Below are 15,207 nucleotides of genomic sequence, written 5' to 3' on the forward strand. Positions count from 1 at the left end.
TAATCTAAATAAATATTGAATAAGCACTTATATCATTAACGCTCAGCCGTTTCGGAATAGTGATTTACTAAAGTATTTATTCAAGGAAAAATCTACAACACAACAACTCGTATTCACTCAAACAAGTTGTGTTGCTTAACGATTTTACCATTCATAAATACTAAGTAATAAAATATTCATTGAGGTTCTTCTAATAAATTAGAAGAACTAAGTTCGAATAACTAAATCAAAGATTTATATTCTTACTTATGCAAACGGTATTCGCTAACAATGATATTAAAGTGCATATTCAATATTTTATATAAGATTAGTAATATATTTTGTGAAAGCCCCTTTTCTATACATGTCCATCATGAGGACAATATAATGGATAGAAGTCTCAATCAGGAGTTTATAGTTCTAGTGGCATAGATTAGGCATATGATAAATTTCTTAAATGTAAAAAAAGTAAGCAAATATGAATATTTTAAAAGGTATATGAATATTATTTAATAATTTACTACGATATTAAGGGGGAAAAAATGAAAAACAAGTATTTAAGAAGTATTATAGCTGGTACATTTGCAGTTAGCGTGATGACCACATCTGTATTTACTAATAACATATTGGTAGCATATGGAGATACAGGTACTGAGCAAACATTAGACATAAGTAAGGCTCATTCAATGAAGGTCAAAGAAGAAGAAAAGTTAATTGATCTAATTGATTCAAATTTAGACATGGATTTAGATATGAGTCATAAAGCAAATGAAGAAGTAACAATTATTGTTGAGTTAGAAAGTGAACCAGTGCTAGAACATTATATAAAGGAAGATGGGACAAGTAGTGTACATTCATTTATAGGTTCTTCAAAGGGAAAAAAAATTTCTAATGACTTATTGAAAGAACAAGAAACTGTAACAAATAGAATATTATCAAAAGCGTCTTCAGAAGTAGAAATACAAGCTGAGTATACCGTTGCAATGAATGGATTTGCACTAAAAGCAAAGTTTAGGGATTTAGAAACAATTAAAGAAATAGAAGGAGTAAAAAATGCTTTTGTTGCAACTGTTTATGATTTGCCAACACCGCCAGAAGTAGAAAATCAGCCAACTATGATTCATAGTAATGGAACTATTGGGGCAACTGAAGCAAACACCTCAGGATACACGGGAAAGGGCACAGTGGTTGCAGTAGTGGATTCAGGATTAGCTATAGAGCATGAAGCATTTCAAAATAAGCCTGAAAATTCTAAATATTCAGCTGGAGAAATTGCTGAAATTATGAGTAGCAACACTATGAATGCTAAGGGAAATGTATATAAGAGTGAAAAAATTCCTTTTGCGTATGACTATGCAGATAAAGATGATAATCCGGCTGATGCAGGAAGTCATGGCACCCATGTATCTGGTACTGTAGCAGCAAATTCAGAGATATTAAAAGGTGTTGCTCCAGATGCACAGCTTATAAGTATGAAAGTGTTTAGTAGTAAGGGTGGAGGTGCATCAGATTACAATATACTTGCTGCTTTAGATGATGCTGTAGCTTTAGGTGTAGATTCAATCAACATGAGTCTTGGTTCTCCGGCAGGGTTTACAGAAGAAGCTTATGAGGTTTTAAATTCTACCTATAATAGGGTTGCAGAGGCAGGTATTAGTTTAATATGTGCAGCAGGGAATGACAACAGTTCAACTTCAGATTCTAATTTGGGAGATCTTCCTTTAATATCAAATCCAGATAATGGTGTAGTTGGTTCTCCTTCAACTTATAATGCAGCAACTTCAGTTGCAAGTATAAATAATAAAAAAACTTTTTCACCATACTTTTTAATGGATAAAGTAAAAGTGAGATATGCCGATCCAAATGAAGGAAATGAGAAAGTCTTTAGCTCTCTTGAAGGACAAGCTGTAGATTATGTAGTTGTTCCAGGTGTAGGTACAAAAGAAGATTTTAGTACTGTAGATGTATCAGGAAAAATTGCGTTAGTTCAGCGTGGATCTATAACATTCACAGAAAAAGAAAAGAATGCTAAAGATTCTAATGCATCTGGTTTAATTGTTTATGACAATATAGATGGTGCTTTAGCTAGCATGCAAAGTGATGGACTTTTACCTATGGTTTTCATTTCAAAGGCAAATGGTGAAATGTTAGTTCAACAAGAATCTAAAAAAATATCTATAGCAAAATCTTATATGGAATCTTTTGAAGATGATACATCTGGGTTAATGTCTGATTTTTCATCTTGGGGAGTAACTGCTGATTTAAAATTAAAGCCTGAAATTACAGCTCCAGGTGGAGGTATTTATTCTACTTTATCAAGTGGAGGATATGGAGCTATGAATGGTACATCTATGGCAAGTCCACATGTGGCTGGTGCAACAGCAGTTGTAAGACAATATTTGAGACAAAATGAAAAGTTCAATGGATTATCCTTAAAAGAGCAAGAAGATTTATTAACTAACTTATTAATGAGTACAGCAACTGCAGTAATTGATGCTGATGGAGTTGCATATTCACCTCGTAAGCAAGGTTCTGGGCTTTTTAATGTTAATAGTGCAATAAAAACAGGTGCCTACTTAACTGCAAGTGTTGGAAAACCAAAGATTGAATTAGGTGATAGCTTAACTGGCGAATATTCATTTAGCTTTGATGTTAATAATATTTCTAATGAATCATTAACGTATACAGTAGATACTACTGTTTTAACAGAAAAAATATTATCTACAGAGGAAGGAAAATTTTTTGCTCAAGCTTCAGAGAAATTGGATGATTCTAAGGTAACAATTACAGTGGATGGGGAAGAAGGAAATAAAATTACAGTTGGAGCGGGAGATAAAAAAACAATTATAGTTTCTTTAAAACTTACAGAGCAAGCTAAAAATGCGCTAAAAGTTTGCGAAAATGGAACATTTATAGATGGATTTGTTACACTCATTTCTAATAATGAGGATAAAATTAATCTTAACATCCCATTCTTAGGATTCTATGGTGATTGGGAATCTATACCATTGTTTGACAATACCATATATGATGATGAAAAAGCAGCGATGTATGAAACAACTCTTGGATATTTTAATAATAGTACAGGAAAAGGTAGTTATCTTGGCGTAAATGGTTTTATTGAGAAAGGTCAGCCTATACTAGCTGATAAAGATAAAATTGCTATTGGTCCTAACATTAATGGTTCTTATTCTGTAAATGCATTAGTTGGGTTATTAAGAAATACTAAAGAGGTAAGTTATTCAGTAATGGATAGTAAAGGAAATGAAATTTATAAGAATAAAGGTAGAAGAGAAAAGAAGTCATTGTATAATAGTAATACTGGAAAGATTACTTATGCTATAGATAATGATGGCTGGGATAGTATAAATAGTAAAGTTAATAAGCCTTTTGAAGATGGAGTTTACACTTATAAAATAAGCGGAATGCCAGTAGGTGGGGAAACTAAGGATTTACAAGAGGTTGAAATACCAGTTACTATTGATACAAAAATTCCTGAATTAGTAAAGGCTAAAGTTGAAATAGTTGATGGTTCAAAGTATTTAGATATAACTTTGAAAGATAACCATTACTTACAAGCAATGCAATTAGAAGATGGAAAAGGAAATACTTTGACAAAGATTATTCCATTAGATAAGGATGAGTCAGGGGTGGAGTATGAGGAAGTATTTAAACTAGATGGTATAGAAGCAGAGGATATAAAAGTTATAGCTATAGATTATGCTAAAAATGTACTAGAATCTGAGCCTATTGAATTAGTTGAAGGCTTAGTTGATCCTAAGAGTGTTACTTTGAATGATAAGGATGTGACCTTAGCGGAAGGTTCAGAGTTCCAGATGAATGCCAGTATAAATCCATATAATTCAAAAGATAAAACTTTAACATGGTCTTCTTCTAATGAGGATGTTGCTACTATAAGTAAAACAGGTTATGTGAGGGCATTGACTAAAGGAGAAACTACCATTACGGTTTCTACAGTAAATGGAAAAATAGATTCTACTAAATTAACTGTTGTTAATAAAGATGAACTTACTACTGAATTAAAAGCACCTTATATAATTTATGAGGATGGTAATTATAAACTTCCAGCAAATTTATCAGGAAAAACTGTTGTTATAAAAGATACAGCTAAGAAAGTATCTATTGCTGGTAATAATGAAAATACAGCAAGTAATCCATATAATAATGTAGATGTCAATTGTGAAGGTAACGTAGATTTTACAATTAACAATTTTAACACTAATGTAACCTCATTCTTTAAAAATGCTATTGAATTCAAAGGAACTAATAATACTCTGACCTTAAAAGGTGATAATACGCTTACAAGTACAGCTGATTATTCAGAACGAGCTATTATAAGTGTGGATTATGGAAAAGAGCTTGAGATTCTGGGTAAAGGTACACTAAATATTAAGTCAGCACAGAATAATTATGGATCATGTATTGGCGGTGGAAGTTCAGCAGGTGTTATGGATTCTGGTACAATAAATATAAGTGATGGCATTATTAATGTAACCACACGTGGAGCAGGTACAGCAATAGGTGGTGGAGATAGTGGTATTGCAAGTAATATAAATATAAGTGGTGGCAAAGTAACGGCTATTTCAGAGGTTAAGAGTTATATTGGTTCTGCAGCTATCGGTAGTGGATCAAGTGCAAAGAATCCTAATGCTATATCGGCATCAATTCAAGTTACGGGCGGTGAAGTTATAGCTAGTAATAATGGTTCAGGGGCAGCTATAGGTGATTGCTATGGAGGTAGTACGGACTATAATATATTAATTTCAGGTGGATATGTAAATGCACAAACAACTAGCACAAGTTCCTATTCAGCGGGAGCAGCCATAGGAGCAGGATCATCATCAAAAGGGAAAATAGCAATAAATATTTCAGGAGGAGTTGTAGCTGCAACTTCTACAAGTAAAGGTGCAGCTATTGGCGGAGCTACTGGTAGTGAGGCTGGAACAATAAACATTGAGGGTGGCACTATCACTGCAACTTCAAGTGATTATGGTGCAGCGATAGGTAGTGGTTATAGAGGTAAAAAACAAGATATAACCATATTAAAAGGAACAATAAAAGCAACATCAACAGGAACAGGAGCAGCTATAGGTAAAGGTGAATATGGAGAAGAATGCACATTAACAGGAATAAATGATTTAACTCCATATAAAGCAACAATTTTAGCACCTAAGGTAACAAGTGTTAAAGTTGATGGTGTGGATTGGAATATAACAAAAGGACATGAAGAGGATGAAAATATTTATCTATATCTAGTAAATAAAACAGAGCCATACAAAGTAGAAGTTATATCGGATGGTGTAAAGACTATGTTCCTTGTAACAGTAAAGGATGGCAATGTAACTGTTGAAGAAATTGATATTACTCCTCCAGGAACTCCAGTTATTGCTGAAGAGAATGGTTTAGTAACATTAACAGCAGCAGATGAAGATACAGCGAAAATGGAATATAGTCTAGATAATAAAACATGGGCTGATTATACAGAGCCAGTAAAAGTTCAAGAGAAAGCAACTATATATGCAAGATCCATTGATAAAGGTGGAAATATAAGTGAAGTAGGACAGTATACAGTACAGGATAGAACAGCTCCAGGAATTCCGGTAATAAAAGAAGAAAAAGGTTTGGTAACATTAACACCAGCAGATGAGGATACAAAAATTATAGAATATGGCTTAGATGGTAAAGTGTGGAGTATATATACAAAACCAGTACAAGTACCTGAAAAAGCAACTATTCATGTAAGAGCTAAAGATGAAGTTGGTAACATTAGTGGTACAATAACTTATACAATACCTGATACAACAGCACCTGCAGCGCCTGTTGTAGCTGAAAAAGGTGGAAAAGTAACATTAACAGCAGCAGATGAAGATACAGTAAAAATGGAATATAGCTTAGACAATAAAACATGGATTTCTTATACAGAACCAATAGCATTAAAAGAAAGAGAAACTATATATATTAGAGCTATAGATGAAAGAGGTAATGTAAGTGCAGTAGTATCATATACAGCTCCAGATATAACAGCGCCTAAGTCTCCAGTTATAACTGAAAAAGATGGTGTAGTAACATTAAAAGCAGTTGATGAAGATACGGCAAAAATGGAGTATAGCTTAGACAATAAAACATGGACTACCTATACAGAACCTGTAAAAGTTAATGAAAAAGTAACAATATATTCAAGATCTATAGATGAATTTGGTAATGTAAGTGAAGTAGCAGAATATAAGGTTCCAGACAGAACAGCACCTAAGCCTCCAGTTATAACTGAAAAGGATGGTTTAGTGACATTAACATCAGCGGATGAAGATACAAAAATTATAGAATATAGCTTAGATAGTGAAGCATGGACTGCCTATAAAGAACCTGTAAAAGTTGATGAAAAAGCAACTATCTATGCAAGAGCTATAGATGAAGTTAAAAATGTGAGTGAGGTATCAAGCTATACAGTACCAGATAGAACAGCACCTAAGTCTCCAGTTGTAGCTGAAAAAGATGGAAAAGTAACATTAACAGCAGCAGATGAAGATACAGGAAAAATAGAATATAGCTTAGATAATAAAACATGGATTGCTTATACAGAACCTGTAAAAGTGGAAGAAAAGTCAACTATATATGCAAGAGCTATAGATGAAGCTGGAAATGTGAGTGATGTAGTAGAGTATAAAATGCCAAAGAAACCAAGCACAGAGAATCCAGAAAATCCAGATAAGCCAAGCAAAGAAAAACCAAACACTAACAAACCAAGTAAAACAAATAAGCCAAGTAAGAAGGGAAATAATCTACCACAAACAGGTAGTATGGTTGGAAGCGGCGTAATGGCTTTAGGTGGAGTAATTACTGCTGCAATTGGAATAGTAGCTTTAAGAAGAAAGAAATAATTTAGGTTAGATAAACATTAGATAAAAAATATAATTATAAAATAAATGAAAAGTGGCTTTAGCAAAATAAGCTAATCTAAATAAATATTAAATAAGCACTTATATTATTAATGCTCAGCCGTTTCGGAATATTGATTTACTAAAGCATTTATTAAAAAAATCTACAACACAACAACTCATATACACTCAAACAAGTTGTGTTGCTTACGATTTTACCATTCATAAATACTAAGTAAATCTAATATTCCTGCAAATGGCATTTGCTAACAATAATATTAAAGTGCATCTTCAATATTTTATATAAGATTAGTAATATATTTTGCGAAAGCCCCTTTTTTATACATGTTCATCATGGAGACAATCTAAGGAATAAAAGTCTCAAGTTCAAGTAGGAGTGATAGGTTTAGTGGCATAGATTAATACATATGATTTACTCATTGCTAATAAATTAATTATATATATCATTCCATAAATGGTATAATTATATTAAAAGCTAGGAGGGGTTATATGAGTATTGTATTAACAGTTTTGAACATACTTTTGATAGTGGTATCAGTAATTTATATGTTAAAAAATATTCTTATTAATTACAAATTATCTAATAGTGGCCTTAAAAATGCATGTGTTGCTATACTTCTTTGTGTGATGGTATGGTTTGCAGGCAATGGAGCTTTTCTTGGAGTAAAATTAATAGAATCAGAGGACACATTAGAATATATGAGGACAAGTGAAAAAGAAGAATATGAAGGTCTAGATATAGTAGCTATTGAAAAAACTATTAGTAGCGAGAAAGAATATATAGGAAGATACACTGCCGTGTCTGGGATATCATTTATAGCTTTTGTACTATTAATAAAAAATGTTTCTAAAGAGATAAAGGAAAGGCCTACCACAAGTAAATGGGATTTATCTAAATTTAAATAATAGATTTTCATGTTTACAAACTCCCATAAAAAAGGTTAAGATAATTGAAGAAGGTTTATCAATGACTACACATGAGATAAATTTTCAAAATATAAAGAAATTTATAGGGGGATTTTAACATGGAAGGAATAATAAAAACTAAAGTAGAAAACTATAATTTAAGGTTTGCTGAAGAAAAGGACATACCTTTAATTCTAAGATTCATAAAGGAATTGGCGGATTATGAAAAGCTTTTAAATGAAGTAGTTGCTACTGAAGAAATTTTAATGGAATCATTATTTGTAAGAAAGGCAGCACAAGTAGTAATTGGAGAGTATGAAGGTACACCAGTAAGCTTTGCGCTATTCTTCCACAACTTCTCAACCTTCACAGGTAAGCCAGGATTATATTTAGAAGACTTATATGTAAGACCTGAAATGAGAGGTAAAGGAATGGGAAAAGCTCTTCTTTCTTTCTTAGCTAAACTAGCAGTAGAAAGAGATTGTGGTAGATTTGAATGGTGGTGTATTGACTGGAATGAACCATCAATAAAATTCTATAAGCAACTTGGAGCAATACCAATGGATGAATGGACTGTATATAGAGTATGTGATAAAGCATTAACTGATTTAGCATCAGAATTTTAATTTATAATTATATTTTAAATAATAGGTAAAATTTTAATATATAATATGGTTTATACATTTAAAATTTTGATTTCTTAGCCACTATTTAATAGTGGCTATTTTTCATAAGATTATATTGAATAGAGGGTATATTTTATAAATTCAAAAAATTTAGAAAAAGTTATTGACATTATTTATATTAATTGTATATAATAAAAGAGTAGTAAAAATTAGTAAAACTAAATAATACTAGAAAATAAATTTTAAAAAAGGAGGTAGGAACATGTTAAATAATTTATTAGTAGTTAGTGAAATGAATATAAATAGAGCTAATGCTAGAGTCAATATTGGCGCTGGCAATATTAATGGTGCAAATAATCCCATTTTACAATTTAATATTTGGAATATTACCCTACCTCAGAATATAGGTTTAAAAGATTGATTTTTAACATACTATTTTGTGAGAAAAGTCCTAGGGTAACCTAGGACTTTTTATATATTTATAAGGCTTTTAATATAAATATTTTTACTAAGTTAAGTTTTTATCTAGATAAAGATATACATAAGCCTAAAATGAATTTTAATATTTGAGGATTCATTCCTTAGTATTATTCACGCTATAGATGGTTTAAGTCATAGTCCTATATACCAAGAGGTATAGGACTATGACTTTTTTATTTTTAATTATATCTATAGCAAAGTTATAGACAGCAGAGTTTAACATGGTTGGGGATTATATGGTAAAAAGGGAGGAAGTTTTATGACTAAGAGGTGGCTTGCAAATACTAATTTAACACATTAAAACATAAGAGGTTAATTATAATAACCACATTGCAAGGAGGGATTCAAGTGAAAAAAATCTTGAGCTATGTAAAAAATCATTTAGGGGTAGCTATATTTGGTATAGTTTCAATGATTCTGGTAATTTCAGCAGATTTAACAATTCCCTATATAACTGAAATATTTATAGATGATGTACTTCGTGGTAAAAATTATGAAATTATAAATAAAATATTGTTTCTTATAGGATGTATATCACTAATAAAGTTTTTCTTTGGATATTTAAAGGAGTATTTATTTGATTATTTAGGAATAACCATTTCCAAGGAAGTAAAGGAAAGTTTATTTAAGCATATCGAAGGTTTATCCTTCTCTTACTTTGACAAAGTAAACACAGGTGAATTAATGTCAAGGGTTGGAGAGGATGCAGATAATATAATGGACATTATGGGTTTTGGTTTTAGACTTTTAATAGAAAATATAGCCTACTTTGGTATAGCTTCAGTTCTATTATTAAGGATAAGTCCAATGCTTACATTAGTAGCTCTTTCTACTATGCCAATAATTGCATATATCACAATAAAATCTGAAAAGAAGATTGATGATGTATATGACAGAATAAGTGACCATATTGCAGAGTTAAATACTACAGCACAAGAAAACATTGCTGGAGTTAAGTTAGTTAAGGCTTTTGGAAGAGAAAAGCATGAAATTCTTAAATTTTTAAAGTATAATTCTAAAAACTTTGATTTACAAATGGAACATACAAAGATATGGATTAAGTTCTTCCCACTAGAGGAGTTCTTAGGAAATCTTTCTGTAGTTCTTGTAACTTGTGTAGGTGGGATTTTAGTAATCTACAATAAGATTACAGTAGGTCAATTAGTAGCATTTACTAGTTATTTATGGATGCTTATATGGCCAATGAGAGAGTTTGGATGGCTTATGAATCTATTCTCTAGAACTAAGGCTTCAGCAGGAAAGATAAATAACATTTTAGAGGTAAGTACTACGATTGAAAACTCTAAGGATGGAATTGTTCCAGAAAATATAGAAGGGGAGTTATCCCTTAAAAATATATCTTTTACCTATGGAGAAAAGAATGTATTAGATAATATAAATCTTAATATTAAGGCTGGATCTACAGTAGCTATAATGGGTACTACAGGTTCAGGAAAGTCTACATTAATGGGGCTTTTAGGAAGAAACTATGATGTTACAGAAGGAGAAATAACTTTAGATGGAATAAACATTAAGGATTTAAATCTAAAAACCTTAAGAGATAGTATTTCTATAGTTCCACAGGATTCATTCCTATTCTCTGATACCATTGAAAATAACCTTAAGTATGGTAAGAGCAATGCTACTAGAGAAGAATTAGAAAAGGCTGTAGAACTTGCTTGTGTAGAGGAATTTATAGATGGACTTAAAGATGGTTATGACACACTGATCGGTGAGAGAGGTCTTGGACTCTCAGGAGGTCAAAAGCAAAGATTATGTATAGCTAGAGCTCTTTTAAGAGATAGTAAAATTTTAATTTTAGATGATTCCACTTCAGCTTTAGATATGGAAACAGAGTATCAATTACTTAAAAATCTATATCATGGAGATACAAAGAAGACTACCTTTATCATTGCCCATAGAATATCAGCTGTAAAAAATGCAGATGTGATTTTATATATGGAGGATGGAAAGATTCTAGAAAGAGGAAATCATCAAGAACTTTTAAGTAAAAAAGGTAAATATTTTGAGATATACCAAACTCAATTTAAGGATTTCTTAGAGTTATCAGAGGAAGATGTGGCTAACTTTTAAGAAAGAAAGAAGGTGCTAAAATGGCGAAGAATTCAGTTAATCAAGACGAAAAAATTAATAGTTTAAAGGGTAGAGAGATACTTCTTAGACTAATAAAATATGTAAAACCATATAAATTAAAAGTATCCTTAGTACTTTTTCTTATGTTAATAGTAATGGGAGCAGGGCTTTTAAGCCCTATGCTTTTAAAAATTGCTATAGATAATTATATAGAAGTAAAAGATGTGATAGGACTTATAGTTATAAGTTTAGGGCTAGTAGGAATAAATGTTATAGGTATGTATGCTAGTAAATTATCTACCTATCAAATGAATAGAACTACCCATAGCATATTGCATACCATAAGGCAGGAGCTTTATGTGCATATACAAAAGCTATCCTTTTCCTTCTTTGATGATAGACCAGTAGGAAAAATTTTAGCTAGGGTTGTTGGAGACGTAAATTCTCTTTCAGAGTTGTTTTCAAAATCGGTTACTACAGTTATACCACAGGGGTTAAATCTTATAGCTATAGGAGCAATACTTTTTGTAATGAATGTGAAATTAGCTATAGTTTCTATAGTAATTTTACCAGTTCTTATGGTTGTAGTATCTACAATAATGGTAAAATCCAGAGCTAAATGGCAGGTGTTTAGACAAAAACGTTCCAATCTAAATGGATTTACCCATGAATCCTTTTCAGGAATAAAGATTATTCAAAACTTCACCTTTGAAGGAGAAACTACAAAGAAATTTGAAAAAGCTGTAGGTGAGGTTAGAGATGGATTTTTATCAGCAGTTAAGTATAATGACTGGCTTTGGTCCTTTATAGATATGTCCTTTGGAATCAGTTCCATAATAGTATTTTGGTATGGAGCAACCTTAGCTAGAAGAGGAGAAGTTTCCATAGGAACCATAATAGCTTTTATTTCCTATACAAGTATGTTCTGGAGACCAATTATAAATATAGCCTCTTACTACAATACATTAGTTACTAACTTTGCAGCAGCAGAAAGAATATTTGAAATTATGGATGTAGTACCAACCATTGATGAGATGGAAGGTAGTGAAGATATGCCAACTATTAGGGGAGCAGTAGAGTTCAAAAACGTTTCTTTTGAATATGAAAAAGATGTTCAGGTACTTCACAATGTAAACTTTAAAATAAAACCAGGTGAAAATATCGCCTTAGTTGGACCAACAGGGGCAGGAAAAACTACTATAACTAGTTTGATAAGTAGATTCTATGATTCCACTGAAGGAAGAGTTTTAATTGATGGTAAGGATGTTTCTAAGGTTAATCTTTATTCTTTAAGAAGCCAAATGGGAATAATGCTTCAAGATACTTTCTTATTCTCAACTTCTATTAAGGAGAATATAAGATATGGAAAATTAGATGCTACTGATGAAGAAATCATAGCAGCAGCAAAGGCAGTTAATGCTCATGAATTTATTATGAAGCTAGAAAAGGGATATGACACAGAAGTTAACGAAAGAGGTTCAAGACTCTCAGTAGGACAAAGACAACTTATATCCTTTGCAAGAGCATTACTTGCAAATCCAAGAATTCTTATCCTTGATGAAGCAACATCTAATATAGATACAGCAACAGAAATATTAGTTCAAAAAGGTATAAATAAATTACTTTATGGAAGAACTTCCTTTGTAATTGCCCATAGACTTTCAACTATAAGAGACTGTGACAAAATTATGGTAGTAGATGATGGTGAAATTGTAGAAAGTGGAACTCATGAAGAATTATTAAAACTTAAAGGATTCTACTATAACTTATACATGGCTCAGTACAGTTTCTTAAATGAAGGAGCATAAGTGAACATCTAAATCTATGATTTAGATCTGGGAACTTACTCATTTGAACAAAGTGAAAAGGAGTGTCCTTGTGAATAATTCAAGAAAATAAAATTTATTTCTGATTCAATGCACGATTTAAAATTAAATTTTGCCTATGAGCTATGTAAATAGTTATATAGCTTCATAGGAAACTATTTATATATGAAACTATGGAACTATTTGTATAGGAAAGTAGTTCCATATATAACTATTTAAATATATAACTATATAACTAGTTAACTAGTTGTTCTGTTCATGCAGGTTTCAGCATTTTTTCTATATGGGAAATGTTATTAAAATAGAACAATTATTAATGTTCAGATAGTGATATGGAAGAACTTAAAGATGAAGATAAAAGGTTAGGAGAGCAATTTAATAAAATTAGAAGTATGTAGTTATGACGTAATAGTTATATTATTTTTAGTAAAGATTACTACATAATACAAAAAATCTAGTATAAAACTAGAGGGAGGTAGCAGTAATGGAAAATGAAAAATATTCACAAGAAAAAATTGATATGTTTTGGAAAACATTTTTGAGGGAAACGAACAGAAATGAAAAAACAAAGTGTTTAGAGGTATCCCATTTTGAATTAACTGAAAAATGGGCCAATGAACTGTTACGTTTGGTGTTAATTGGGCAAAAGAGGGCTACAGCAAGTAGTTTATTGAGTTATGAAATTGAAGGCGAGCGTATACCTCAGGTTGGTGATTTAAGTATTGTCACTGATTGGGAAGGGGTACCACGATGTGTTATTGAAACTACTGAGATAACAATTATTCCATTTTCAGATATTACTTATGACATTTGTAAGCGTGAGGGCGAGGATGATACATTGGAATCTTGGGTTGAGGGACATGTTCATTTCTTCAAGGAAGATGGAAAACAGCTAGGGTATGAGTTCAGTGATGATATGCTAGTGGTTTTTGAAGATTTTAAAGTAGTTTATCAAGTATAGATATTATACAAAAATAAATCTAATATGTAATGTTATTGTTGAGATATAACGTTCTTATAAATCGAATTAACAACTTATTAGACACATAAAAGTGTATAAAATGAAAGGAGGATAGATTTAGTGATGGATTGGTACTTACAATACATTCTTTCACTAAAGATAAATTATGAATAAAGAAAATATCAAAATAGAAATACCTAATGAGGAAGAAATAGATTATATTGATGAAATGCTTATGGAACATAACAAGTTATCTAAACCCTTTGAACAAGAGGAGCCATACATTAAGATAAATCGTTGTATTAAGAATGAAAAGGGTGAAGTTATAGGAGGTATATTAGCTTACTCAGTGTTTTGGCACATCTTCTATATTGACACATTGTGGGTTAATGATAAGTATCGCAATAGAGGATATGGCTCAATACTTTTAGAGGAGGCAGAGGATGCAGCAAGGAGTCAAGGATGTCATATAGCACATCTAGATACCTTCGATTTTCAAGGTCCAGACTTTTATATGAAGAATGGATATAAGGTTTTTGGAATTTTAGAGGATAGCCCTAAAGGACATAAAGAGTATTTTTTAACTAAGAAATTATAAATGAAGTTAAGAGAAATATTTGAATTGAAATGAGGAGAAAATTTTAATGATTTATGAAGTGGATAATAATTTAAGAAAAAATTTATGTTTTGTTTTTAAAAATATAGATTGTACACTTATTCTTTCATGCCTTCAAGGACATATGGGAAAAGCATGGGTTGATGATATTGAGAAACCAACAGTTGTACAGGTTATAGTAGGGGTTTTTGCATTTTATGCAGGAGACCCTAACAGTAAGGAAGCAGAAGAACTATTATATAATTTGCCTGAAAATATTTTAGTTATCGTGGATACTGAAGAGTGGAAAAATCGTATAGAAATTATTCATAAGGGACGTATAGAAAAGTTTCAACGTTATAGATTTAAAAAGGATATTAAGAATTTAGATGATGATCATTTAAATACATTGCTATCAACATTACCTGAAGGATATGAGTTAAAAAAAATGGATAAATCTTTAGCAAAAAATCCGTCATTACAAGATTTATCAGAAGATTTTACAAGCCAGTTTAAGTCCATAGATGATTATATTGATATAGGCATGGGATTTTGTATTTTGCATAATGGAAAGATTGTATCAGCAGCGTCATCCTATAGTGTTTACGATGAAGGAATCGAAATTGAAGTTGATACACTTCCAGAATACAGAAGGAAAGGGTTAGCAACTATAGCAGCTGCTGCACTAATTTTAGACTGCATTAGCAAGGGTAAGTATCCTAGTTGGGATGCTGCTAATCTTGAGTCTGTTAAGTTAGCTCAAAAGCTTGGATATGTATTAGATGAAGCATATGATACTTATTATGTTAATTATATAAGATAG

The 15,207-nt window shown here is 31.3% G+C and carries 9 protein-coding genes; all 9 read left to right on the plus strand.

Annotated features, from left to right (window positions below):
* The first annotated feature begins 521 nt into the window (after window positions 1-521).
* The 9 genes from ABDZ93_RS11250 (at window position 522) to ABDZ93_RS11290 (ending at window position 15,207) form a co-directional block, all read left to right on the plus strand.
* On the plus strand, window positions 522-6,878 hold the full coding sequence (locus ABDZ93_RS11250) for an OmpL47-type beta-barrel domain-containing protein (protein WP_343826435.1): 6,357 nt from the start codon (window positions 522-524) through the stop codon (window positions 6,876-6,878).
* Between the two features lie 507 nt (window positions 6,879-7,385).
* Window positions 7,386-7,802 carry a hypothetical protein gene (locus ABDZ93_RS11255; protein ID WP_343826437.1) on the plus strand — a complete coding sequence of 139 codons (417 nt, stop codon included), beginning with the start codon at window positions 7,386-7,388 and terminating at the stop codon, window positions 7,800-7,802.
* 119 nt (window positions 7,803-7,921) lie between these two features.
* Complete coding sequence (locus ABDZ93_RS11260; protein ID WP_343826439.1) at window positions 7,922-8,428, plus strand: GNAT family N-acetyltransferase; 507 nt, start codon at window positions 7,922-7,924, stop codon at window positions 8,426-8,428.
* Window positions 8,429-8,690: 262 nt separating this feature from the next.
* A complete protein-coding gene (locus ABDZ93_RS11265; RefSeq protein ID WP_343826440.1) occupies window positions 8,691-8,849 on the plus strand; it encodes a hypothetical protein in 159 nt (52 codons plus the stop codon).
* Between the two features lie 407 nt (window positions 8,850-9,256).
* The gene (locus tag ABDZ93_RS11270; RefSeq protein ID WP_343826442.1) at window positions 9,257-11,002 is read left to right on the plus strand and encodes an ABC transporter ATP-binding protein; all 1,746 of its coding nucleotides are present in this window, start codon (window positions 9,257-9,259) and stop codon (window positions 11,000-11,002) included.
* A 20-nt stretch (window positions 11,003-11,022) separates the two neighbouring features.
* Window positions 11,023-12,810, plus strand: coding sequence for an ABC transporter ATP-binding protein (locus ABDZ93_RS11275; protein WP_343826444.1), 1,788 nt, complete (start codon window positions 11,023-11,025; stop codon window positions 12,808-12,810).
* A gap of 502 nt (window positions 12,811-13,312) precedes the next feature.
* A complete protein-coding gene (locus tag ABDZ93_RS11280; protein WP_343826446.1) occupies window positions 13,313-13,789 on the plus strand; it encodes an ASCH domain-containing protein in 477 nt (158 codons plus the stop codon).
* 166 nt (window positions 13,790-13,955) lie between these two features.
* Window positions 13,956-14,387 (plus strand): GNAT family N-acetyltransferase, encoded by a 432-nt coding sequence (locus tag ABDZ93_RS11285; protein WP_343826448.1) that lies wholly within the window; start codon window positions 13,956-13,958, stop codon window positions 14,385-14,387.
* A 46-nt stretch (window positions 14,388-14,433) separates the two neighbouring features.
* Entirely contained in the window at window positions 14,434-15,207 is a 774-nt protein-coding gene (locus tag ABDZ93_RS11290; protein ID WP_343826450.1) for a GNAT family N-acetyltransferase, read from the plus strand.

The sequence above is a fragment of the Clostridium subterminale genome (assembly GCF_039521425.1).
Classification (GTDB): Bacteria; Bacillota; Clostridia; order Clostridiales; family Clostridiaceae; genus Clostridium_J; species Clostridium_J subterminale.

Coding starts and splice junctions, on each gene's coding strand:
- ABDZ93_RS11255 (WP_343826437.1), top strand. CDS start 7,386: ATGAGTATTGTATTAACAGTTTTGAACATACTTTTGATAGTGGTATCA.
- ABDZ93_RS11280 (WP_343826446.1), top strand. CDS start 13,313: ATGGAAAATGAAAAATATTCACAAGAAAAAATTGATATGTTTTGGAAA.
- ABDZ93_RS11260 (WP_343826439.1), top strand. CDS start 7,922: ATGGAAGGAATAATAAAAACTAAAGTAGAAAACTATAATTTAAGGTTT.
- ABDZ93_RS11275 (WP_343826444.1), top strand. CDS start 11,023: ATGGCGAAGAATTCAGTTAATCAAGACGAAAAAATTAATAGTTTAAAG.
- ABDZ93_RS11285 (WP_343826448.1), top strand. CDS start 13,956: ATGAATAAAGAAAATATCAAAATAGAAATACCTAATGAGGAAGAAATA.
- ABDZ93_RS11290 (WP_343826450.1), top strand. CDS start 14,434: ATGATTTATGAAGTGGATAATAATTTAAGAAAAAATTTATGTTTTGTT.
- ABDZ93_RS11265 (WP_343826440.1), top strand. CDS start 8,691: ATGTTAAATAATTTATTAGTAGTTAGTGAAATGAATATAAATAGAGCT.
- ABDZ93_RS11250 (WP_343826435.1), top strand. CDS start 522: ATGAAAAACAAGTATTTAAGAAGTATTATAGCTGGTACATTTGCAGTT.